The organism is Cupriavidus sp. GA3-3 (assembly GCF_000389805.1).
GTDB classification, from domain to species: Bacteria; Pseudomonadota; Gammaproteobacteria; order Burkholderiales; family Burkholderiaceae; genus Cupriavidus; species Cupriavidus necator_D.
Map to the genome: position 1 here is coordinate 1 of NZ_KB944472.1, position 21,552 is coordinate 21,552.

The following is a 21,552-nucleotide window of genomic DNA, read 5'->3' on the forward strand; positions in this document are numbered from 1 at the left end:
CGGCATCGAGCCCTCGGTGGGCAGCAAGGGCGACTCCTACGACAATGCCCTGGCCGAGACGATCGACGGGCTATACAAGGCTGAGTTGATCCATCGCCGCGCACCTTGGAAGACCAAGGAGTCCGTGGAACTGGCAACGCTCGAATGGGTGTCCTGGTTCAACCATCATCGATTGATGGCACCGCTGGGATATGTGCCGCCGGCCGAGCACGAGGCCAACTACTATTGCCAACTTGAGCAGCAGGCCATGTCGGCCTGACTCAAGCCAAGGGGCCTCCACGAAAACCGGGGCGGTTCAGGGCAGGATATGTGAAGTTAGCTAACCGGCAAGCCGGCCGGCTTCCTTCACTTTCCCTCATTCGCGCCAGGGGCGCTCAACGGGAATCCTGCTCTGCGAGGCAAACAGCCACCGCCGCAATTTTTTAGCCGCTAAAATTCTTGCCACGCAGCGCCCGAACGCGACCAGGGCGAAATTCCGTCTATGACGTCATGCCGGTGAGCTATCTGGGCCTGTCGGAAGGCTCCTGATCTCGGCCACGCATTGCAATTGCTGCGGGTAGTCGGCATGGAATTGACCCAACCATCGCACTGGGGGCACTCGAATCGCTAGAACTCTCGCCGGGCCGCTTCAGCAGTCGGAAATCTGTTCCCGCCGGCTGCTGTCTGCAGATGCAAGGTGTGCCCGGTAATGGTGTTCCCCTCAGCGTAGAACTGCAGCGGCTTTTCCGCCGTCTGCACCCGCGTGCTAGGGCCAAACAGGTCGTCCATCCCGTACCACGTGTCGCCGCTGGCAATCTTGATCCGGTAGATCCCAAGCGGCACTTCCAGCTTTGCCGTGGAGCCTCCCGGGACGAATGTCATCAGCACTGGACGCCGCGTGTTCCACTCCTCCAACTTCACCGCATGCAAGGTCACGCCAGTGCCGGTGGCATCAACGGTGAACGCGGCCAGCTTCTGACCTGCAATTTCCTGATAGGCCACCACTGACCCTGTAGCCGGAAACGGCTGAACTAGTTTCGAAGCGGATAGTAGGTCAAGGACACGGTCGTTCTTCGCGGAAGTGCTGGGCAGAACGTTCTGCAGTGCATTAGCCAGGGGCTCGGATTGTGAAGCTTCAGGCTGCATGGTCTGTGCCTTGTCAGATTGACGCCACTCGTTGGGGGCGAAAAGCTTCCAAAGCGGTACGGCGAGCAGACACAGCAGCACGACTGCGGCGCCGATGAGCGTGCCGCCCACGAGCCATTCGTCCCCTGCCTTTCGCTGTCGAGGGCTGCGGGCCCCGGAAGTGCCACCAGACGTGGAGCGGCCCCGCCGCTCATGCATATAGTCTCGATCCTGAACACCCACCCCCGCTCCTCGACAAAGTTGGCGCCATGGCCGAATCGACGCGCTCAAGGCGTAGAGGTCGGCGGCGCTTCATGTCCTTAGACCGCTGATCCGCCCGTGGGACAGTTGACTGACGATGCTATCGGGCTGAGCTGCCCACCACGTACCCCCGGAAGTGTGGGTCGGTCACTGCATCAATTGCGGCGGGCGGGGATGGCTGAGAATTAGCCAATCAAATATGCAAATCTGGGCTCCCACTTCTGGCCATTTTCGGTCATTCGCAAAGACATCGTGAAGTGGCCGTTTTGGATTGCGGCCGCATCAGCAATCCTTAAGCTGCTAGTGGCAAACCTGACGCCTAAACGAACAGACACGCAATCAAGCACGAATCACAAGGTGCCGAAGCGTCAACCAAAGATTCTAGCCTCTCTCCATCGGCTTCGCGCCTGCCATGGGATGGCTGAGATGCTCAAGGAGCGCCCAGGGAACGCGCGTCCGGGCTGTCCGCCGGGCGGGGCACGATGGGCGACGCCCCCCCCCGAAAAGTAGGGATCAGCAAACGGCGGAACGCGCCGTATTACGTATGTTGAGATAAACTGCCGCGACCAAAAAGTTTGCTGCAGTCGCCAGATCACTGAAAGACGCCATCAATCGACGATTCGAAGCGTTCGGCCAGATTGATAGGGCCCGGAGCCTCGGCCCCGGCAACCTGCGTGTGAAGCGTAGAGAAGCGCCGGGGCCCGATCGGTCAAGAAGGTCAATATTTCTATCAATTTCCGCAGTAAGGGGAGAATCATGCCAGCGGGATCGGATCTGCTGCAGGGGCCCATATACTTTCCGTTACAACAGGGTGAACGCGCGAGTCACCTGTATGTAGACCAGTTGCTGCCAAGGGGCATATATGCGCAACTCGCCGAGTTCTTGCAGGAGTCGGCGCAGGAATCCCCTGGGGTCGAGAGTACTCCGCCAGTGGATAGCAAATCTCTCCAGCACTTTTCGCACGGACGCGGACATGCCACCGTCTTCCTGGATGGGAGTCGTGGGACCGGGAAAACTACTGTCATTGTGAACCTGCCGGAGTATCTGCGCGCTCCAGATGTGCGGGCGCGCTTCCCCGGCCTGGCTGACGAGGTGCATATCCTGAAACCCATCGATCCGTCGCAACTGGAAGATGGCGACGATCTGTTCCTGAATGTGGTGGTTGCCGCAGTCCTGGGGGACGAAGCCATCATGCAAGGGCGGAACCAGAACCCGGACCGATGGCAAGCCTTGTATGACAGCCTCCAGAAACTTGGTACGGCGCTAGCGGGGAAGGAAACCCAGGGCGAAGGCGTCGGACTGGATCGCCTTCGTTCCTTCATTGGAAACCAGGAGTTGGTCAGTGCAGTCCATGATTTCTTCGCCAAGGCGGCCGCGTTGCTGGGAAAGCGGCTGCTGGTGCTGCCCATTGATGACGTCGACACCACCCTGCATCGCGCCTTCGAGAATCTCGAGGTAATACGCCGCTATCTCGCAAGCCCGGCCTTACTGCCTATCGTCTGCGGCGATCTCCGCCTGTATCACGACGTGACCTGGCGCGATGCGTTTCGTCGCCTAACGAAGGACATTCGTGGCTTTGTCGCCGAAACCAAGGTGACCGCGGACGCGCTTGCCGTTGAATACCTGCGCAAGATTCTGCCCTTGCATCGCCGCTTGCGGATGCCCGATGTCGGCACATTCCTGCAGGATGAGACCATCAAGCTGGGGACCCCCCGCGATAAAAGCAACGAACCACGGCTATCGCTGCCCGAATTCGAGGCGTGGTTGAGAGCCTTGCTTGCGGGTCCGGTAAACAATCATGAGAACAGCCGGCTCCCGATTCCTGTACCGACCGTCCGCGCCTTGTCCCAGTTGCTGGCTCGCGTGCGAAGCGAAATTCCCGCTGTCGCTCGGGCGTTTCACAACAAAACCGCACCGCATCCGGTCACAGACCTGATGCGCCGTATCGTCTACCGTGGTCGTGGCGAGATTCCGCAGACATACCGCCGCGAAAGAACTCTTCCGTCGCCCGCCAAAGCGGCGAACAATTTGTCGCTGGAGCATTGGCAGTCGGTATTGCTTGACCATTTTCGGTTTGAACCCAACGCGGGGGCCGTTTGCCTGGTGCTGATGGCCGCTCGCCATTGGCGCGATCATCCCACATCTTCCGTGCTTGCCACGCCACTGTTCGCCCCGCTCGAACAGATCCGTCACCCCGATCTACGCTCCATCGAGACCCGTGCGACGCTGAACTGGCAGCCTGGACTGAAAGGGCGTCTTCCCGATGCGTGGGTGGATGGCCTCGCAGACGAGGCGGTCCTGCCGTTCGCTGTACCGGAGGTCGGGCGCGCAGTCGTGTCAGATCACTGGGACGAGAATTTCGGCGCCATCGAAGCAAGATTCAATGCTCCGTTGGGAAGCGTGATAGTAGACCTGATCACGCACCGCAATTTCTATAGCGCCAGCAAACGAGCGACATTGGTCTGCAGCGGGCGGATTCTCGAACTCGTTGTGACCAGTCTGGTCAGGGACGTCACGATACAGGACATTGAACGCATCCTGAACTCGGCGCCGTTCCATAGCGCGGTAGCCGTTGCCGCAACTAAAGCAGCCCATATCACGGTTGACGATGACTCTGAGACATCCTCCTTGGAAGATGGGGAAGCGGGCAACGAGGACGATTTCCCGTATGAGAATGAAGCGCACTTCGATTTTGTTGACAATCAGGAAGATCGAATGCGAGCAATCGAGTCTCTGTTTCTGGCCATCAACCATTGGCGGGAAAAATTTGAAGTCCGCCGATTGGCACTGTCGCCATGGCTAGTCTATTGCGCCTTGAACAAGGCGCTCAATCAGGCGCCGCTATTTACGCGCCCGCTGAAACTCAACGAACAACCGCGAAAGGAGTCTCTTCACGATGTCGTTGCTTCAGGTCTCGCGGCCTTTCATGCCTTCTGGGCAGCGATCGCCAGCTTCGAGAAAGGGCCACTATTTGATCTGCCGCTCGAACTGTCTAATGTCAATCTTCTGAATCGACACGGCAATTTCAGAAGCAACAATCTGTACACGCAGAATATTCATCCCTTGCTCAAGGACGAGAATGGAACCGTACATGGTGAAACGGTGATTTCCACCACGTGGGTGCTGGAAAAGCATCCGCTGCGGGGACTGTTCACGGTATCCCTAGATACCGCAAAGCAGATCGAAGCCGAGGCCATTGCCTCCACACCCGAGAAGACCGACGGTCGGACCTACCTGTTGGGCGTTCTGGGCCTCCCGGCAGATCGCAGCCGGATTACCGTACCTTCCATTGTCAAGGCGCTGAAAAAGAATGCGCCGCAGAATGTCTCGCCGGCTCGCTATGGACGATCGATTCGGCGGGAGATGTCCGAGCACTACCCCAACCATCCAATGTTGAGGCCGCTCGATCGGGCGATCGCGGAACTCGTAGATCAGGCGAAGAAGGTACGCTGATGTTGCTTCGAGCCGTTCCTGAGCGTGTGCTTGCCGCGCTGTTGGGGAGCGCTGCAAGTGCGGATGTCTTGCATCGCTATCTCCTTCCGCTGACACGATCTGGCACGAAAACGAGTCTGAAGACCGGTTCCCTGAGTCGCGCCCTGGAGCGGGCCATTCAGGATGATGTCGACCGGCGCACCGGCAGGCGGCATCGCCTCAATGAGATCCAGGCAATCACGCAGCGCCTGTGTCATTCGGGGTGGCTTCAGCGACCGGATATGCCGATGCTCGATACCATCTTCGATGAACTCATGGAGCACCGCGGTTCGCAGATCCATGTTCGGAGCGAGCACGTACAACGCTATGCGGAGTTGATCGCCGAAATCGACCCGATCGTTGTGGTGGCCTGGAAACTTGCCGAGATTGTTCCCCACGCCAAAGATGATGCGGTCGATATGTTGAAGGATAGCGTCGAGCAGGCCTCGACGCTATTCGTGTGTCCCGCTTTCGATGATCAGCCTTTTGCGGAGAATCATGCACACCTCACCGGCATTACTGGCGATGACTTTGTACTTTCCCACCTCGTTCTTTATGGATGCCAGTTGCCGGACGCGTTGAAGCCGCGGGCGCAGAATCCGGAGAGCCCAGAAAACCCAGATCCCGAGGAAGAGCCTACCGAACCTGCCGAGCCGGAGCAGGTGACCCGCCTGCGCCGCATTCAACGCTTGAGCAAGGCGTTTATCACGAACTGGAAGGCTACGAGTGCGCGTTCTGGTCCGAAGCGTCCCGCGTACGAAGAAGCGCTGCTGCAGGCCATTCCCGACGACGCGCAGTCGGTGATGGCTCGGCCGCAGCTGGACTGGGAGACGCAGGACAAGGGCCTCGTCATCACAGAGATCGTCGCCAGCGACCAATGGCTGGCGAAGCAGCTGACAGGCGCAGCCAGCCGTGAGGAGTCCCAACACGCCTGGATGTGGTTCTTTATCCTGCTATGGCGCACCTATCGGAACGAGACGTCCTCCGTGGTGACGCGCGCGATCGTGCTGCTGATCCTGGCGGACATCATGGCGCTGCGCCGGGAGCTCATCATGGATGGCAGCGGCCTGCGACGGTTTGTCACGCGATACTTCGTTTCGGCCCTTCGCTCGCTGCCCCGGGAAGGCACCAACTGGAAACATGTTTCGCAGAGAGAGGCGGTGCGTCGCCTGTTTGCCATTGCCGGTGACAAGGCCGAACTTAAGATCTCCGTACGGGAATACGAGGAAACTTTCACCAGGGTATTTGCACAGATCGCCAGCCAACGCATTGACGCCCTGCAAGGGACGGGCAAGCCTGCGGCCAGCGGCAACAGGATCGATGCTCAGTCGCTGGACAACTGGCACTTCTGCCTGCATTTGAATCGCACCAGTGCGAAATCTCGGTATGAGCGTCGGGAGGCGCTTTGGGAGGAAGCACGCGCGCTGAAGGACATGATGGGTTCGACGACAGTGTGGAATCTCGCTCCCCCATTCGACCCTGCGGCGGGAGACCCGGCGTATCAACGTGCGCCGGCGGACTTCGTTCGTGGCCTTGATGTTGCCGGAGACGAGACGGGTTGGCCAATCACCGTCTTTGCACCGATGCTGCGTTGGCTTCGACATCAGGAGCCGGGGAAAGCGCCAAGGCAAGATCGACTGGTCCCGCCAACCGCGCTGCATTTGAGCGTTCACGCAGGCGAGGACTACGCGCATCCTCTTTCCGGCCTTCGGCATGTTGACGAGACCGTACAGTTCTGCGCGATGAAACAGGGTGACAGACTTGGGCACGCCCTAGCGCTAGGTATTCCTCCCAAGGAATGGCTTCATCGTCATGGCGACGTCTTGGTGCCGCTCGACGAGCATGTGGACAATCTGGTGTGGGCGTGGCAGCGCGCTAAGGAATTGGCTGATAAGCATAGACTTCAATCAGCACGCGCTGTGTTGCTCCGCCTGGAACAACGGATTGCCAGATTTCTTCCCCACGTCTCTTGGCGCCCGGAAACGGCATTCGCCCCGCCGATCGCCGAGCTCTACAAAGCTTGGGAACTGCGTCGGAATTGCGCCTATCAGGCACTCAGCCAGCCCAATGAACTGCTGGTAGGCGATTCAAGATTGCACGTTGGTGTCCCTGATTGGTCGATCATTTCACCTGAACTGGCCACACCGCGCAATGACATCGCCGGGGGCCTCTATGTCCATTGGGCAAGGTCTGAGAGAAGCTCCCTTGTGAAACGGCGCGAGAGCGAGGTCATGGTGAGGTTGACAACGCAGCGGCACGGCCATGCTTCGCGTGCACAACGTCGTCTTGAAGCCGCCCTCGGCGCCGACGCAAACAGCCAGATGCATGATCATGACGATGACGCTGACATGACGTTCATGCTGGCATTGCAGGACGACCGCATCGAACGCTACGCGCAGGCAGGACTGTCCATCGAGGCCAATCCGAGCTCCAACGTCTACATCGGCCAGATCGAAACCCATAGCGACCATCCCATCTACCGGTGGAATCCGCCAAGCCTGGCGGACCTAGGCAAGCACAATCCATTTGGCTTGCGCAAAATCGCCATGCCAGTGACCATCAACACCGACGATCAGGGTATCGTTCCCACCACACTGCGATTCGAATTTCAGTTGATGCACGAGGGAGCGCTTGATCGCGGCCATGACCCGGCCCTGGTGGATCAGTGGATTGAGAATATACGGAGCCTGGGTCTTCAGCATTTCGATCAGGTGCATTAGCCGCCGGGCAACCCCAGGCACACCTCTCAAGTAGGCGCCCTAAAAAGGTAGATGGAAGTTTCCGCCTCCGTGGAACCGAGATCACCCAAGCTCAACTTACCAGACGCCAATTCGCCAGCTTACTAACGGCGACGCCCCAATATGAGCTAACTGCAAAAACCTCTGCGTTCAACGGCCGAACAAAATTTGCGCGTCCTCTTGTGGGGCCCAAATCGCCATCTACATACGCTGGGCCGGACGGCTAATGGGTCGAAACGAGCCAATCGACATGGGCCGGCTGGAGCCCATAGCGTTTCCTCAGCCTTGTTTGGATCGTTCTTCTTGCTTACTTTTACCTTGCCTTTACGCGAGAGCATCTCGGCGGTGCCTTCCCCTTGCCCAGTGTGGCGGCCTGTAGGCTGCCACACTGGGCTCCGCTAGAGGCCAATTGCGCTTTGTCAGATCTGAGAAAGGCAATGCATGCCCGTTTCAAGGGGAAGGTGAGCTAGAAAGCACGCTTCCGTGCCGGGCAAGATAGGTGAAGTTAGCTAACCGGCAAGCCGGCTACCAACTTCACCTTCTCCTATTCGCGCCGATGGCGCTCAAAGGAACCCAAGCTGAGACAGATCCCGTGACAAATGAGGCACGACGGCATAGCGGATGCCACGTCCCTGCCAACTGGTGTAAAGGGGGCTAGACCGGTTGCTTCATCAAGAAGCGAAGGCTCGTAGCCGTGTCTCCGGCCGAGAGCCAGCTTCCGGACGAAACCAACAGCAGAGGAGCAACGAAAAACTGATCGCGACGCGCCACGAGTCGCATGGCTAGAAAGCCTTATAGGTCTGCAGTACGACTCGATTCTCGAGTGCATCGCCAAACGCGCGCATCAGTCCGATAGTGTCCTGAGCTATCGTGTCCAGATCATCAATTGCTATCAATGTATCCTCGCCGTGCGCGATGGAATTCCGTCGTTTCAACAGTACTACATCGATGAAGGTCGCCTTTTCGGCGAATGCTTCCGCGGACACACCGCAAACGAGGCAAATATCGGTGAAAACTTCGAAGTTTAGATTGGCCTTCGTGTTGATCAGATCGTCGTTTACCTGGCTAAAACGGCGGTCAGATGCGTTCAAGATCTCATCGACAAGGGAACAGCGCTCGGTAAGACTGGTCTTTGATGTGGACAGGGCCGCCAGCCGTGGAAGAAAATAGTTTCGAAAAAACTGCCTATCAAGCTCCCGGTACTGGAAGCGCCGTAGTGCAATGTGTTCAAGATACTTCCTCCCAGAGAACCTGACATATCCCTCCCAATGCGCGTAACAGATGGCAACCAGCGCTCGCAACAGGACTCTCCGCAAACTATCGTCGCCGCGCTGAATTGCTGCCTTGATGTCAGAGATCTCCTTGATGCGCCAGTTGCGGTCCTCTGTAATCTGTGCCGAGAAATTGGCCTCGGTGTAAGGCTTGCTCATGGACGAAACCAGGCTTCACCGAATGGTACGGTTCGCTGGATTCGGATCGTCCCCCGTAGGCCTGGCGAAGTGAAGCCCGCGGTCTCGGGCTGTGCCCAGAACGTCAGCATCTTCTCCCTTACGAAATCGTTTGCCGCGTCCGGGCCGAGTGCAAGGATTGCATCGAGGTTCTTAGCCACACCGACGGCAATGCCCTCCAAGCCAACCAGACCCACCTTTCCAGTGTTTGCCCCATTGATTACGCGGCGCAGAGCATTGTTTCCCGCAACCCCGTCAAGCAGGTGAAAGGTTCGATTGATTAGCTCTGCGGCACCGACCTGATTGCCTTCTTGGGCCAAGCTTACGATTCCTTCATCGATGTACTCTTCCACATCGAGGCGACCGTCGTACGGCACCTTCGTATGCACTAGGAAGCGCACCGCCATCTCCAAATGTCGTTGTCTTTCGGCCTGATCTTCGGTGACGGAGATCACGCTCCGGAAGGACGGCTGCTCAGCAGCATTTTTCACGGCGCGGAAGTAGTCGCCGTTAATCATCAACATGATGCAGTTTCTAAGCTCTTGGGCGTTCGCCTGTGAACCTCCTGCATTAAGGCGCTGAAAAAGGTCGAACTTTGTTTGGTCGTCGCTGGGCCGCTTCAGGATTTCGACACCTAGCCGCCCGCGGCGAATAGCGAGCTGCTGCGTCTTATCGATGGACCTCTGATCATCGGCGGGGACATCCAAAATACGTTCAGATACCTCCCAAACTGCGTTATGGAGTGACGGTAGATACTTCGTCGCCTCGAGGATTGAAGGTGAATGCAAGTTACCGCCGGGATCGCGCAGACGGCCCATGAATTCGAGGATCGTCGAGATTCGCTGTAAGCCGTCGATAAGTTCCCAGCTACCGTCTGCCCTCTCAAAGACGAAGATCGAAGGCAACGGTATGCCGAGCAGCAAGGATTCAACTAGCTTCGACTTCTGGCCAATGTCCCATCGAAAAAGCCGCTGAAATTCCGGGTCGATGATGATCTCGCCGTCTTCGTACATGGTCACGATCTCGCCAATCGACATCTGATACGCGTCTGTCCGGACGAGGCGTTGTGCCCTTTCAATTTCTTCAGAAAGCATTGTTTGCAAATCCCTTCAAGAACACTCTATTAGGACGGTGAAGCGACTGCCGAAGGCAGCACACTGGAATTACGAAGTGTCAATCGCAATTCTAATCTGCTTTAGTAGAGCCTTCCGGCATGTGACCAACGGGCAACCGTTAGGCAAGCCGCTTCGCCAAGTCTTCCACGTGAGGATGGTAGTACCGCATTAGCATACGTGGGTCTCTATGGCCGGTGATCTTCGTCAGTTCGTGCATGGGAAAAATCGACGCTAGGCGCGAGGTGGCTTCGTGCCGCAAGTCGTGAAAGCGAAGGTCGGATAGAAACTTCCCATCTGGCCTCTGCTTGGCCGCGTTGCATTCGTCGATATAGCGCTTCCGGGCGCGAGTTACGGCTCGCTCAAAGGCCCTGGTAACGGCATCACAGCGAATCTCAAATACCCTTTCAGGTGTAGGGACCCCTTCGCCGCCTCCTGATTCATCCCTTGCATTGTCCTGGGCGTCTTTCAGCGCTTGGAGCGCCGCAACGGCACGAGAGGAGAGTGGTACATCCCGGGCGCTCCCGTTCTTCGTGGCTGGCAGGTGCGCGACACGCCGTTTCAAATCAACATGCTCCCAGCGCAGGGCGACGATTTCACTTCGCCGCATGGCCGTTTCGACCGCCACGCAGATAATAGATGGCAGCAATGCCGAACCGCTGGCAGCCACCACCCGCTCAAGTTCGCCTTCTTGCGTGCCACGACTCGACTCGGCGTCGTCCCCACCAGTTCCTGCTTCAACCGTGCAGCCTGCGGCAATTCGCCGTGTTCGTGCGTTGTCGGGTTGAGGCTTGCGTACTAGCTCAACCGGGTTCGAGAGACTTTCCATGCCCCATTCCTTGCGGGCGATGTTGAATACGTGAGACAGCAGGGCCAAGCGTCGGAGCACCGTCGCTGGTCTGTAGGTTCTTAGCCATTCATCGCGGAGGCTCGCCACGTTGGCACCGCGGATAGACGCCATGGGACGCCGAGCGAGTTCGACTTCCCTAAGGGTCCTGAGTACTGAGGATTCAGGACCGGCCCCCTTTTTTACGGCAGAGATTTCTTCCTCGTACCGGGTCAGCGCCTCATAGAGCGTAGTTGATTCTGCTTCACTGCGACTGAGCCATACGCCGCGCGACATCTCGGATTCGATCACGCTCGCCCAAGCATCTGCCTCAGCTCTTGTGCTGAAGGTCTTGCTCTGGGCAGGATAGCCACGCCGGCGTACCTGTGCCTCCCATTGGTACTGGCCCCTCTTTCGAATGCTCGCCATTTCTCATTGGTACTTTTAGCTCACTGTGGCAGTATTGTGGCAAATAAGCCATCATTGGGCTACAGGCCTTGATGCATCAATGGATATTTTTGCATTCGCAATGCAGAGGTCGGGAGTTCGATCCTCCTTCGGTCCACCAGATATCCCGCGCAAAAGCCCCGGAAAGCCAACGCTTTCCGGGGCTTTTGTGTTTCTGCCGCCTGCGCTGTCCGTCATCTCGCGCTGGCAGCCGCCATACGCTATCGTTGACTCCTCGGCACAGGCGTACGCGCCTTTGCCGCCGCCAACCTACGCCCGCCGGGGCCTTGTTCGATCCCATGCAAGCCAACAGGAAATCGAGCCACCCGCTGGCGATGTCCCTGCGCTGGCAATCCTGAATCTCAAGAGACATCCATGAGCCACATCCTGCTGATCAACCCGAATACGTCGAGTGCCACCACGCAGATGATGGTCGAGATCGCGCGCGCCTGGTTCGCGCAGGCCATGGCCGCGCCGCCGGCCGTGGTCGGCGCGACGGTCTCGCGCGGGGCGCCGATGATCATCGATGAAGACGACCTTGCCGTCGCCGCCGAGGCTATGTGTGATGCAGACATGCTGCGCCTGGCCGGCGGTGCCGACGGCGTGATCGTCGGCGCCTTCGGCGACCCCGGCATCGAGGCCCTGCGCGCGCAGCTGTCAGTGCCGGTGGTGGGTATCGGCGAAGCCTCGATGCACGCGGCCGCGGCCGGGCGGCGGCGCTTCGGCATCGCCACCACCACGCCGCGGCTGGCGGCGTCGATCAGCGCCAGCGTGCGCCGGCAGGGGTTGGACGAGCTGTTCACGGGCACGCGCTTCACCGAGGGCGATCCGCGCGCGCTGGGCGGCGCGCCGCAGCAGCAGGAAGACCTGCTGGCGGGCGCAGTCGATACCTGCATCCGAGCCGACGGCGCGCAAGCCGTGATCATCGGCGGCGGCCCGCTGGGCGAGGCCGCCCGGGCGCTGGGCCAGCGCTTTCCGATTCCCGTCATCGGCCCGGTGCCGGCGGCGTGCGCGGCCATGTCGCGGGCGCTGCGCTATTGCCCGGCGGCGTAAGCCGGCCCATGGGGACAACAAGGAGCTGGGTCGCGCCAGCGTGCAGGCGCGGGTAGGCTAGGCCACCCGGGTTGGCCGGCGGGCCTTCATCGCCGAGGGCCGTACCTGTTGCAGCGCGCGCAGCGACTGCAGCGCGTCCTCGACTGCCTCGATGCCGTCGCGCAGGCGGCCGATGGCATAGCCAAGGCGGCTTTGCGCATCGGCGTCAGGGGTGGAAAGGTTCTCTAATGCATCGACTTCCGCCTGCATCTGTCCGACCAGGCGGCGCAGCTGGGATGTGCTGTGCGAGGCAAGTGACCGAATCGCCATCGTTGGGTCCTCCTTGCAGTGTCCGGGTGTTCCCGTCCTGTGTAACGGTAAAGGCGACACCAGAACTTCGCCAGCGCTGTTACGAAATCGGCACGGCAGCGCCGCCGTGGCCCGATCCGCCTATCGCGGATGTTGGGCTATAGTCACCCGATGGAATCGGAACACAACCCTCTGCGGCCGGCATCCGCCGGCCTTCCGGACGACGCCACCGCCGCCAGCCCGGCCGAGGCCGACGCGCGCCACCGGGCTGGCCGGCGCAGCACGCTGGTCAGCGTGGCCGTCAATATCGGCCTGACCGCCGCGCAGGCGGTGGCCGGTGTCATCTCTGGCTCGCAGGCGCTGATCGCCGACGCCGCGCATTCCCTCTCGGACCTGCTGTCCGACTTCGTGGTGCTGCTGGCCGCCTGGCAGAGCCGCAAGGATCCGGACGCCCACCACCAGTACGGCCACCTGCGCTTCGAGACCGCGGCGTCGCTGGCACTCGGCGTGCTGCTGCTGGCGGTGGGGGCAGGCATGCTGTGGGCGGCGGTGGACAAATTGCAGCACCCGGCCAGCCTGCAGCCGGTGCAGCCAGTGGCCTTGTGGGTGGCGCTGGTCGCGCTGGTGTCCAAGGAACTGCTGTTCCGCTACATGCTCGCGGTGGCGCGGCGCGTGCGCTCGGGCATGCTGGTGGCCAATGCCTGGCATGCGCGCTCGGATGCGGCCTCGTCGCTGGTGGTGGCGCTGGGTATTGGCGGCAACCTTCTGGGCTACCACATGCTCGACCCGGTGGCGGCCATCGTGGTCGGGCTGATGGTTGCGCGCATGGGCCTGCGTTTCGGCTGGGATGCGCTTAACGACCTGATGGACCGCGCGGCCGACGAGGAAACCGTCGCGGCGATCCGCGCGACCATGCTGGGCACGCCCGGCGTGCTGGGCCTGCACGACCTGCGCACCCGCAAGATGGGCGACCAGGTGCTGGTTGACGTGCACCTGGAGATCGATGCCGCGCTGACGGTGGCGCAGGGGCATGCGATCGCGGTCGAAGCCCGGCGCCGCACCCTGGAGAACCATCACGTGCTCAACGTGATGACGCACGTCGATCCCGTCGTATACATGAGCAGCCAGGCCAGCGCTGCCTGAGCCCGGCCTGTGGACATCTTTGCCGGTTGCTGGGGATAACCGGCCGGACAAGCTGTGCCCCGCCTGGGGGCGCCTTGTGGGACGTATACGGATAACTCAGACGCCCGCACTGCCGACGTATACGTGACTGCCGCGCTATCCCGGCGAATCAGGGTTATCCCGCAGTGGTTATCTTTGCTGCAAGTCCCTGAGCCAAAAGGGGAAAGGTGACTTATCCACGGCCTGATGCCTGGTTTACCTACTACTACTATGTTTACATACGTAAACAATATTAAAGACATAGACAGGACCGTTGCGCTGTTCGCATTGGCCTGACGTTTACGCGGGCCATGGCGCTGGTGCGCCGGCGTATACCTGGCGCGCCGGGTATACGTCCACGCAACGCTAGCGCGGCACCTTGAACACCTTGCGTGCAGCCAGTACCTCGGCACGGGTCGTGCAGCCTTCCTGGTGGTCATTGACCAGCCCCATCGCCTGCATCAGCGCGTACATGGTGGTGGGGCCGACAAAGCGCCAGCCGCGCTTCTTCAGGTCCTTTGACAGCGCCGTGGATTCCGGCGAGGTCGCCATGGTTCGCAGCACCTCGGGTGTCAGCACTTTGGGCCGGCTGGCCGGATCGGGCTCGAAGCGCCAGAAGTAGGCGGCCAGCGATGATTCCGTCTCCAGCAGTTCGCGGGCCCGCTGCGCATTGTTGATGGCCGCCTCGATCTTGCCGCGGTGGCGCACGATGCCGGCGTCGCCGAGCAGGCGCGCAATATCGCGCTCGCCGAAGCGCGCCACCTTTTCGATGTCGAAATTGGCAAATGCCTTGCGGAAGGCCTCGCGCTTGCGCAGGATGGTCAGCCAGCTCAGGCCGGACTGGAAGCCTTCCAGGCACAGCTTCTCGAACAGCCGGCGGTCGTCGGCGACCGGAAAGCCCCACTCGGTGTCGTGGTAGTGGCAATAGTCCTCCAGCGTGCCGCACCAGCCGCAGCGCACCGCTGCTTCCTTCTTGCTTGTCATGGGTACATGTTCCCTGTTGAAAGTCCCGCACGCCGGCCAGGCTCTCGCCGACCGGCGCATTTGCTGCGATCATGCCCGCACCTGAGAGATTGCGGAAGGCTGAAAATGGACATGCGATTGACAACCCTGGACGAAGACGGATGGGAGCTCGACGACGCCGAGCCCATCGCCGCCGCCCATCCCGAGACCTTCTGGATGCCGCCGCGCGAGGAGCGTGATGCACTCGCACCCGGCCAGCTGGTCAAGCTGATCTTCCGCATCCTGGTCGCGGACGAGACGGGCAGCGAAGAGGTTCACGTGGAGCGGATGTGGGTGATCGTTACCGGGCGCGAGGGCAGCCTTTATACCGGCGAGCTCGATAACCAGCCGTATTGCACCGAGGAGATGAACCCGGGCATGCCGCTGTGCTTCGAGGCTCGGCATGTGATCAATATCCACCGGGACGAGCACGAGGCGAGCTAGGTTGGGTTGTCCGCGCGCACTGTTTGGTTCGGCGCCAACCCAATAAGGCCAGGCCAGGCTCAGAAGCTGACCGCCAGCCCCAGCGAGACGCCCGACACGTTGTTGCCGAACACATAGCGCAACACTGCCCGGATCCGCGTGACAAAGACCTCGTGCGCGCTGGTGTCCAGTTCCAGCCCGGTGCCGAGCGTGGTCAGGTAGTTGAAGCCGAGGATGCCGGCCTGGCTGCCAAGATAGTGCGAATGTGATAGCTCAAGCACGTATCGTACCGGCCGGTCGAACGCATGCATCCCGGTCGGGGCCCGCCAGCGCGCCCACAGGTTGGCGGTCTGCGCCGTGGCCGTGCCCGTGACCGCGCTGGACGTGCCGCCGAAGCTCTGCAGGTGGATATTGGTGTAGCGCAGTTCCACGTCGATCTCGTAGTTCTCGCGGTAGTGCTCCCAGTCCAGCATCACCGACCCGCCCAGCCCGTAGGCATTCAGGCTGCCGCCGTCGAGGAAGTTGAGCTGGCGGTCGGTGACCTGCTCGACCGCGAACTTGCCGATTGACAGGTCGCTGGAGACATTGCCCAGCGAGGCGTTGAAGATCGGCCGGAACACCAGTTCCTTGTTGGCCGTCAGCGGAAAGTCCCAGCCCACGCCGATGGTGCCGGAAAAGGTGTTCCAGCGGGTCGGGATGGCGCGGGATTCGGCGCCATTGGTGGCAATGAAGGTGGGATCGTAGCGGCTGTAGGCGATGGCGCCTTCCAGGTAGAGCGGGAACGACTTGCTGATGGTGAAGCCGCCGCCCAGCTGCGACATGACGATGCCGGGATCGTCGGTGCTGGTGTTGTTGATCGACAGCGAGCTGGAGGTAAGGTCCGGCACCACCGAGTACGCCATCAGCGACAGCACCGCGTTGGCGTGCCGCTGCACATTGGCCCCGGCCAGGCGCAGTCCGGGCGCGCTCTGGGCATGTGCCGCGCCGGCTGCCAGCAGCGCCGCCGCGCCCATGGCGGCCAGGGCCGCCCGCCAAAGGGGCCGCGAGCGGCGGCTAGGCGCGGGGTGGAACCGGCGGTGTCGCTGGCGTGCGGACATGGACAATCTCTGTGCAGTCAGTGCCGCAGCGCGCTGCCGTGCGGCAATCTCCCGCGCATTCTAGCGGCGCAGGATTGTGAGGGAGCGTCGCGCGAAATCTTTCAGATCGGACTGCTGCCGCCTTAAATCGGCGCGGCGCCGGTCATGCGGCCGGATGGCGCCGGGTCGACGGTCCGGAGGGCGGGGAGGGCGGCGTAGCCGGCATGGCCGGATGGGTGGGCGCCGGCCGGCGGCGCGTGAGCCACAGCAGCAGCGCACTGGCGGCCCAGCCGGTCACGAACACGGTGTCGCCGGCATGGTTCAGCCAGGTTGCCGCAGCGGGCGTGCCGGCCAGCGATGCCAGCAAGCCGGCCGGCAGGCGCGCCAGGATCCACAGGGCGACGGCGGGCACGCTGCCGTAGACGCCCGGTTGCCACCAGTGGGCCAGGAAGGGAGGGTGCCGCCCGGGGCGGCGCGGGATGCGCGGTACCACCGAAGTCTCCGGCCACGCATGGCGCGCGGGGCGTGCCGGTGGCATCAAGGCGTTGCAGGAGCCCCGCCCGACGACACCGCCGGGGGCTCACGGTTGCATCATAGGCCGATCGCCCCTGGCTGCGTTGCCGGTGACCGAGGCGCTGTGTGCGCCACGCCACGCTGGGCCCGGCCGTTCAACTTTTTTGCACGACGTGTCCGCAAATGGCGCCCGTGCCCAGCGCGGATCTTTGCCAAACTGGTTGCAGGTACACAAACAGTTTGAAGGTGGTCCTGCCATGCTTCCCTCGCTCTACATCTCCCACGGTTCCCCGATGCTCGCCATCGATCCCGGCCCCACCGGCGCCGCCTTCGATGCGCTGGGCGGGCAACTGCGCACCCGGCGCCCGCGCGCGGTGCTGGTGATCTCGGCGCACTGGATCTACAGCACGCTGGCTGTCTCCAGCCGCGAGCGCCAGGAAGCCTGGCACGATTTCGGCGGCTTCCCGCGCGAGCTGTACGCACTGCGCTACGACGCCCCGGGTTCGCCGGCGCTGGCCGGGCGGGTCAAGGCCCTGGTCGAGGCGGCAGCGGTCCCCGGTGCCGGGTTTGTCGGCCAGGACGACGAACGCCCGCTGGACCACGGCGCCTGGATGCCGATGCGCCACTTCTTCCCGGATGCCGACGTGCCGGTGGTGCAGCTGGCGCTGAACCCCTACCTGTCGCCCGCAACGCAGATCGAGATCGGCCGCGCGCTGGCCCCGCTGCGCGACGAGGGCGTGCTGGTGCTGGCCTCCGGCAGCTTCACGCACAACCTGCAGGAAGTGTTTGGCGGCGGCCGGCGCGACCAGCATGGGCCGCAGGCCGAGCCGTATGTGGAAGCCTTCCGCGGCTGGATGGCGGAAGCCCTCGACGAGGCCCTGGCCAGCGGCGATACCAGCCGCATTGCCGACTACCGCGCCCAGGCGCCGTATGCGCGCCGCGCGCACCCGACCGACGAGCACCTGCTGCCGTTCTTCGTGGCGCTGGGCGCGGCCTTGGGGCCGCAGGCTGCCAGTGGCGCAGGGCCGGCGCCGGCCAGCGTATCGCGGGTTGCCGATGAGGTGACCTATGGCGTGCTCGCCATGGACAGCTTCGTGTTCGAGGGCCTGGGCGCCGGCGCGCCGCTGCGCGCGGCGGCCTGACGCGCCTTACCGTTCGGCCGGGGCGTGCGCCGCCGGCGTGCCGGCGCGCGCCGGCAGGTAGCGCCGTGCCGAGCGCGCGCCCGCAAGCGCGATCCAGCCCATGGTCAGCGCCACCAGCGCCAGCCCGATGCGCAGGTTGGACAGGTGCGCGACCCCGCCGATCAGCACCGGCCCCAGCAGCAGCCCCAGGTAGGCAAAGCGCGCCACGCGCGAAATTGCTTCGGCCGGCGCCACGCCCGGCAGCCGCGACGCGGCAACGAAGAAGATCGGCACCATATTGGCCGCGCCCAGCCCCATCAGCGTAAAGCCCGCCAGCGCGGCTAGCGGCAGCGGCACCAGCAGCGCCAGCGCAATGCCGCCAAAGCCCAGCCAGGCACTGCCAGTCAGCGTGGCGCCGTCGCCCAGGCGCGCGCGCAGGCGGTCGCCGCCGAAGCGTCCGCACGCCATCCCGCCCGAGAACGCGGCGTAGCCCAGGCTGATCCAGCCATCCGGGGCCTGCGCCACGTCGCGCATATAGACGCTGGTCCAGTCGTACATCGCGCCTTCGCCGACCAGGCCCAGGAACGCCAGCAGGCCCAGCAGCCACAGCGCGCGCACCGCGTGGTCGCGGTGGTGGGCCGCCGATGGCAGCACCGGATGGTCCGACAGCAGCCCGGGCAGCGTACCCAGCGCCACCGCCGCGGTCACGCCTGCCATCATCGCCGCATGTGCCAGCGGCGCCACGTCCAGCGACAGCATCAGGCCGCCCGCGCCCGCACCGGCCATGCCGCCCAGGCTGAACATGCCGTGCAGCGCCGACATCACCGGCCGCGTGCGGCTGGCCTCGACCGTGGCGGCCTGTGCGTTCATGGCGACATCGAAGGCCGCATTGGCCATGCCGAACGCCACCAGCGCGGGCAGCAGCAGCCAGAACGACGGCATCGCCAGGATCGCCACCGTGGCCAGCGCAAACAGCAGCCCGCCCGTCATCGACGCCCGTGCGCTGCCCGCGCGCGCCACCCAGCGCCCGACCGGGCCCATCGCCAGGATGGCGCCGCCGGCCACGGCCAGCATCGCCAGCGACAGCATCGCGTCGGACAGGCCGAAGCGTGCCTTGATGGTGGGAATATGCACGCCCCACGTGGCAAAGGTGGCGCCATTGACGAAGAACAGCGCCATGGTGCCGCGCGTGGCGCGCGACACCGCGGCCGGCAAGGACGCGGAAGCCGTCGGGGAGTGCGGATCAGGCATGGGAGGGTGCGGCAGGCGGGGCAGCGGTGCCCCTGCAAAGGCCGTCATTGTCCCGCATCGGCGTGAGGCGGGTATGACAACGCCGTGCTACCGGCCGGCGCCATCCACGCGCAGCAGTCCGCGCCGGTGCAGCGCGTAGCCGAAGGCCAGCAGCGCGCCCAGCGCCAGCGCCACCATCACCCACAGCATCAGCCAGTAGCCGCCGGCGGCACGCCACAGCAGCGCGCCCAGCCACGGCGCGGCGGCCTGCATCAGCAACACCGGCGTCATCATCAGGCCGTTGAGCGTGGCGTAGTGATGGCGCGAGATCAGTTCCGGCATGGCCATCGCGCGCAGCATGGTGTTGACGCCGTTGGCGCAGCCGTACAGCACCGCGGCCACCATCAGCCAGGCGCCGTGCCCCAGCGCAAAGCACAGCAGCCCGGCGCCCATCAGCGCATAGACCGGCAGCGACAGCCGCACCGGGTGGCGCACCCCCGCGCGCATCATCAGCATGCGGCCCGCTACCTGGGCCGGGCCGATCAGCGCCGCCACCACCAGTTGCTGCGCCACTGGCATGCCCTTCTCTGTCAGCATCGGGATCAGGTGCGCGCCCAGCAGCGAGGCCACCACCGCGGTCGCGGTAAAGGCCAGCACCACCGCCCAGAACACCGGCTGGCGCAGCGTGGCGCGGGCAATGTCGCGGCTGCCGGCCTGGCCGTCGGCGGGGGTCATTCCGGAATAGGTGGGATGCAGCGCGTAGCGCATGCGCGCGTGCAGCGGCGCGCAGACCAGCAGGTTGAGCGCGGCGAAGCCGATCAGCGTCGGGCGCCAGCCCAGATGGATCACCAGCCATTGCGCCAGCGGCACGAAGATCGTGCTGGCAAAGCCGGCCATCAGCGTGACCACCACGATCGGCTTCTGGTACTGGTCGCCATAGGCCTGGCGCAGCACCACGAAGGCGGGCTCGTACAGCGTGGTCGCCATGGCCAGCCCGATCGGCACCCACATCAGCAGGAACACCGGCTGCGACGGCGTCCATGCCCACAGCAGCAGGCCCAGCCCGGCCAGCACCGAGCCCGCGCCCATCACCTTGCGCGCCGGCGCGCGGTCCAGCAGCCGCCCCACCGCGAACGAGCACAGCGCCCATACCAGCAGCCCCAGCGAATAGCCGCCCGCCAGGAAGGGCTTGGACCAGCCCAGGCTGCGGATCATGGGGTCGATGAAAACGGTGAAGGCGAAGAACAGCGTGCCCCAGGAGATGGTCTCGGTCAGGCCGAGGATCCAGACCAGCCGGCGCGGCGGCGTGGCGGGGTGCGCGGGTCCGGTGCGTGCCGGGCTGGCGTCTGGGTCGGTGCTGGCGGCGTCCGCGTCGGAGCTGGCTTCTATTGTTGTCATGGCGGGCCCGGCGGGGGTAGTCGCCATAGACGGCGGCGCGTTGGGCCAGTCGGAAATTGTAGCGATCCCGCGCGCACTGCGCGCACGGGGCACGCGCGTTACTGTGCGGTCACCGGCGCGGGCGGTCCCTTGAGCTCGACCACGTTGCCGTCCGGATCGCTCACATAGAGCGACGGTCCCTTGCCTTCGGCGCCGAAGCGCTGCGCCACCTCGCCGGCGTCCACGCCATGCCGCGCCAGGTGCGCCCGCACCGCGTCGGCATCGAACGGGTCGATGCGCAGGCAGAAATGGTCCAGGTTGCGGCCCTGCGCTCCCGGTCCGGCGCCGCCGGCGCGGCCGAGCGGGCCGTCGAGCGCGACCAGGTCGATCAGCCCGCTGCCCGCGCGCAGCTGCGTCAGGCCCAGCTCGGTTTGCTCGCGCTCAACGCTGCAGCCGAGCACCTCGACATAGAAGCGCCGCAGCGCGTCCACGTCGGCGCTGCGCAACACCAGGTGGTCGATGCCCAGGATGCGGAACATGGCGGCCTCAGTGGTGCAGTCCGTCGTAGTCGATGACCTTCAGGCTGTCCAGGTCGACATTGTCCAGGCAGCGCACATTGACTGCGGCCATCGGCTTGCCGTCCTTGTCCTGCCCGTCCGCATACGGACCGCAGCCGCACACCGGGCAGAAGCGGTGCGCGATCTTCATGGTGTTGAAGCGGTAGGTGGAGGCATTGCTCTCCGGCGTTTCCAGCTTGAACGTCGCGCGCGGCACGAACCACAGCAGGTGGCCGCGCCGGCGGCAGATCGAGCAGTTGCAGCGGATCACGCTGGGGATGCCGTCGGCCTCCACCTCGAAGGCAATGGCGCCGCAGTGGCAGCTTCCGTGGAAAGTCATGTCG

At 63.2% G+C, this 21,552-nt stretch carries 19 protein-coding genes; 7 read left to right on the top strand and 12 right to left on the bottom strand.

Features of this window, described 5'->3' with window-relative positions; translation table 11 throughout:
• Positions 1-259, top strand: a 259-nt coding sequence (locus C265_RS11320) for an integrase core domain-containing protein (RefSeq protein ID WP_010813422.1), incomplete at its 5' end; no start/stop codon positions are given.
• A 347-nt stretch (positions 260-606) separates the two neighbouring features.
• On the opposite strand, the gene C265_RS30985 is transcribed toward C265_RS11320, so the two are convergent.
• Positions 607-1,236, bottom strand: coding sequence for a hypothetical protein (locus C265_RS30985; protein WP_010813423.1), 630 nt, complete (start codon positions 1,234-1,236; stop codon positions 607-609).
• Positions 1,237-2,121: 885 nt separating this feature from the next.
• Here C265_RS30985 and rdrA point away from each other — a divergent pair.
• Together rdrA and C265_RS11340 are read left to right on the top strand one after the other, a co-directional pair.
• Positions 2,122-4,818: an antiviral RADAR system adenosine triphosphatase RdrA gene (gene rdrA / locus C265_RS11335; protein ID WP_144062245.1), complete on the top strand. Its 2,697-nt coding sequence runs from the start codon at positions 2,122-2,124 to the stop codon at positions 4,816-4,818.
• Positions 4,818-7,556 (top strand): hypothetical protein, encoded by a 2,739-nt coding sequence (locus C265_RS11340; RefSeq protein WP_010813425.1) that lies wholly within the window; start codon positions 4,818-4,820, stop codon positions 7,554-7,556. The genes rdrA and C265_RS11340 overlap by 1 nt, the downstream gene beginning before the upstream one ends.
• An 800-nt stretch (positions 7,557-8,356) precedes the next feature.
• Here C265_RS11340 and C265_RS11345 read toward each other — a convergent pair.
• From C265_RS11345 to C265_RS31375, 3 genes are all read right to left on the bottom strand, one after another.
• Entirely contained in the window at positions 8,357-9,004 is a 648-nt protein-coding gene (locus C265_RS11345; protein ID WP_010813426.1) for an MAE_28990/MAE_18760 family HEPN-like nuclease, read from the bottom strand.
• Positions 9,001-10,116, bottom strand: a complete 1,116-nt coding sequence (locus C265_RS11350; RefSeq protein WP_010813427.1) for a DUF262 domain-containing protein — start codon at positions 10,114-10,116, stop codon at positions 9,001-9,003. The genes C265_RS11345 and C265_RS11350 overlap by 4 nt, the downstream gene beginning before the upstream one ends.
• A gap of 139 nt (positions 10,117-10,255) precedes the next feature.
• The gene (locus tag C265_RS31375; protein WP_081645121.1) at positions 10,256-11,389 is read right to left on the bottom strand and encodes a site-specific integrase; all 1,134 of its coding nucleotides are present in this window, start codon (positions 11,387-11,389) and stop codon (positions 10,256-10,258) included.
• 393 nt (positions 11,390-11,782) lie between these two features.
• Here C265_RS31375 and C265_RS11360 point away from each other — a divergent pair, with 393 nt between their 5' ends.
• Positions 11,783-12,460 (top strand): aspartate/glutamate racemase family protein, encoded by a 678-nt coding sequence (locus C265_RS11360; RefSeq protein WP_010813429.1) that lies wholly within the window; start codon positions 11,783-11,785, stop codon positions 12,458-12,460.
• A 57-nt stretch (positions 12,461-12,517) separates the two neighbouring features.
• On the opposite strand, the gene C265_RS11365 is transcribed toward C265_RS11360, so the two are convergent.
• Positions 12,518-12,769 carry a hypothetical protein gene (locus C265_RS11365; protein WP_010813430.1) on the bottom strand — a complete coding sequence of 84 codons (252 nt, stop codon included), beginning with the start codon at positions 12,767-12,769 and terminating at the stop codon, positions 12,518-12,520.
• Positions 12,770-12,919: 150 nt separating this feature from the next.
• Here C265_RS11365 and C265_RS11370 point away from each other — a divergent pair, with 150 nt between their 5' ends.
• The gene (locus C265_RS11370) at positions 12,920-13,891 is read left to right on the top strand and encodes a cation diffusion facilitator family transporter (protein WP_010813431.1); all 972 of its coding nucleotides are present in this window, start codon (positions 12,920-12,922) and stop codon (positions 13,889-13,891) included.
• Positions 13,892-14,275: 384 nt separating this feature from the next.
• Here the strand turns inward: C265_RS11370 and C265_RS11375 are convergent, their stop codons facing one another.
• Positions 14,276-14,893, bottom strand: a complete 618-nt coding sequence (locus C265_RS11375) for a DNA-3-methyladenine glycosylase I (protein ID WP_010813432.1) — start codon at positions 14,891-14,893, stop codon at positions 14,276-14,278.
• 105 nt (positions 14,894-14,998) lie between these two features.
• On the opposite strand from C265_RS11375, the gene C265_RS11380 reads away from it, so the two are divergent.
• Positions 14,999-15,355, top strand: a complete 357-nt coding sequence (locus C265_RS11380; RefSeq protein ID WP_010813433.1) for a hypothetical protein — start codon at positions 14,999-15,001, stop codon at positions 15,353-15,355.
• 59 nt (positions 15,356-15,414) lie between these two features.
• On the opposite strand, the gene C265_RS11385 is transcribed toward C265_RS11380, so the two are convergent.
• Positions 15,415-16,431: a hypothetical protein gene (locus C265_RS11385; RefSeq protein WP_371258348.1), complete on the bottom strand. Its 1,017-nt coding sequence runs from the start codon at positions 16,429-16,431 to the stop codon at positions 15,415-15,417.
• A gap of 142 nt (positions 16,432-16,573) precedes the next feature.
• On the bottom strand, positions 16,574-16,948 hold the full coding sequence (locus C265_RS11390) for a hypothetical protein (protein WP_011616191.1): 375 nt from the start codon (positions 16,946-16,948) through the stop codon (positions 16,574-16,576).
• Positions 16,949-17,180: 232 nt separating this feature from the next.
• Here C265_RS11390 and C265_RS11395 point away from each other — a divergent pair, with 232 nt between their 5' ends.
• Positions 17,181-18,065 (top strand): class III extradiol ring-cleavage dioxygenase, encoded by an 885-nt coding sequence (locus C265_RS11395; protein ID WP_010813436.1) that lies wholly within the window; start codon positions 17,181-17,183, stop codon positions 18,063-18,065.
• Positions 18,066-18,071: 6 nt separating this feature from the next.
• On the opposite strand, the gene C265_RS11400 is transcribed toward C265_RS11395, so the two are convergent.
• The 4 genes from C265_RS11400 to C265_RS11415 form a co-directional block, all read right to left on the bottom strand.
• Entirely contained in the window at positions 18,072-19,295 is a 1,224-nt protein-coding gene (locus C265_RS11400) for an MFS transporter (protein WP_037024166.1), read from the bottom strand.
• Positions 19,296-19,382: 87 nt separating this feature from the next.
• Positions 19,383-20,672, bottom strand: coding sequence for an MFS transporter (locus tag C265_RS11405; protein ID WP_010813438.1), 1,290 nt, complete (start codon positions 20,670-20,672; stop codon positions 19,383-19,385).
• Positions 20,673-20,770: 98 nt separating this feature from the next.
• Positions 20,771-21,190 carry a VOC family protein gene (locus C265_RS11410; RefSeq protein ID WP_010813439.1) on the bottom strand — a complete coding sequence of 140 codons (420 nt, stop codon included), beginning with the start codon at positions 21,188-21,190 and terminating at the stop codon, positions 20,771-20,773.
• Positions 21,191-21,197: 7 nt separating this feature from the next.
• The gene (locus C265_RS11415; protein WP_010813440.1) at positions 21,198-21,548 is read right to left on the bottom strand and encodes a GFA family protein; all 351 of its coding nucleotides are present in this window, start codon (positions 21,546-21,548) and stop codon (positions 21,198-21,200) included.
• Between the last annotated feature and the right edge of the window lie 4 nt (positions 21,549-21,552).

Bases quoted from the DNA above. Each gene is read 5' to 3' on its own strand.
- rdrA (WP_144062245.1), top strand. From the start codon at position 2,122: ATGCCAGCGGGATCGGATCTGCTGCAGGGGCCCATATACTTTCCGTTA.
- C265_RS11340 (WP_010813425.1), top strand. From the start codon at position 4,818: ATGTTGCTTCGAGCCGTTCCTGAGCGTGTGCTTGCCGCGCTGTTGGGG.
- C265_RS11345 (WP_010813426.1), bottom strand. From the start codon at position 9,004: ATGAGCAAGCCTTACACCGAGGCCAATTTCTCGGCACAGATTACAGAG.
- C265_RS11350 (WP_010813427.1), bottom strand. From the start codon at position 10,116: ATGCTTTCTGAAGAAATTGAAAGGGCACAACGCCTCGTCCGGACAGAC.
- C265_RS31375 (WP_081645121.1), bottom strand. From the start codon at position 11,389: ATGGCGAGCATTCGAAAGAGGGGCCAGTACCAATGGGAGGCACAGGTA.
- C265_RS11360 (WP_010813429.1), top strand. From the start codon at position 11,783: ATGAGCCACATCCTGCTGATCAACCCGAATACGTCGAGTGCCACCACG.
- C265_RS11365 (WP_010813430.1), bottom strand. From the start codon at position 12,769: ATGGCGATTCGGTCACTTGCCTCGCACAGCACATCCCAGCTGCGCCGC.
- C265_RS11370 (WP_010813431.1), top strand. From the start codon at position 12,920: ATGGAATCGGAACACAACCCTCTGCGGCCGGCATCCGCCGGCCTTCCG.
- C265_RS11375 (WP_010813432.1), bottom strand. From the start codon at position 14,893: ATGACAAGCAAGAAGGAAGCAGCGGTGCGCTGCGGCTGGTGCGGCACG.
- C265_RS11380 (WP_010813433.1), top strand. From the start codon at position 14,999: ATGGACATGCGATTGACAACCCTGGACGAAGACGGATGGGAGCTCGAC.
- C265_RS11385 (WP_371258348.1), bottom strand. From the start codon at position 16,431: ATGTCCGCACGCCAGCGACACCGCCGGTTCCACCCCGCGCCTAGCCGC.
- C265_RS11390 (WP_011616191.1), bottom strand. From the start codon at position 16,948: ATGCCACCGGCACGCCCCGCGCGCCATGCGTGGCCGGAGACTTCGGTG.
- C265_RS11395 (WP_010813436.1), top strand. From the start codon at position 17,181: ATGCTTCCCTCGCTCTACATCTCCCACGGTTCCCCGATGCTCGCCATC.
- C265_RS11400 (WP_037024166.1), bottom strand. From the start codon at position 19,295: ATGCCTGATCCGCACTCCCCGACGGCTTCCGCGTCCTTGCCGGCCGCG.
- C265_RS11405 (WP_010813438.1), bottom strand. From the start codon at position 20,672: ATGACAACAATAGAAGCCAGCTCCGACGCGGACGCCGCCAGCACCGAC.
- C265_RS11410 (WP_010813439.1), bottom strand. From the start codon at position 21,190: ATGTTCCGCATCCTGGGCATCGACCACCTGGTGTTGCGCAGCGCCGAC.
- C265_RS11415 (WP_010813440.1), bottom strand. From the start codon at position 21,548: ATGACTTTCCACGGAAGCTGCCACTGCGGCGCCATTGCCTTCGAGGTG.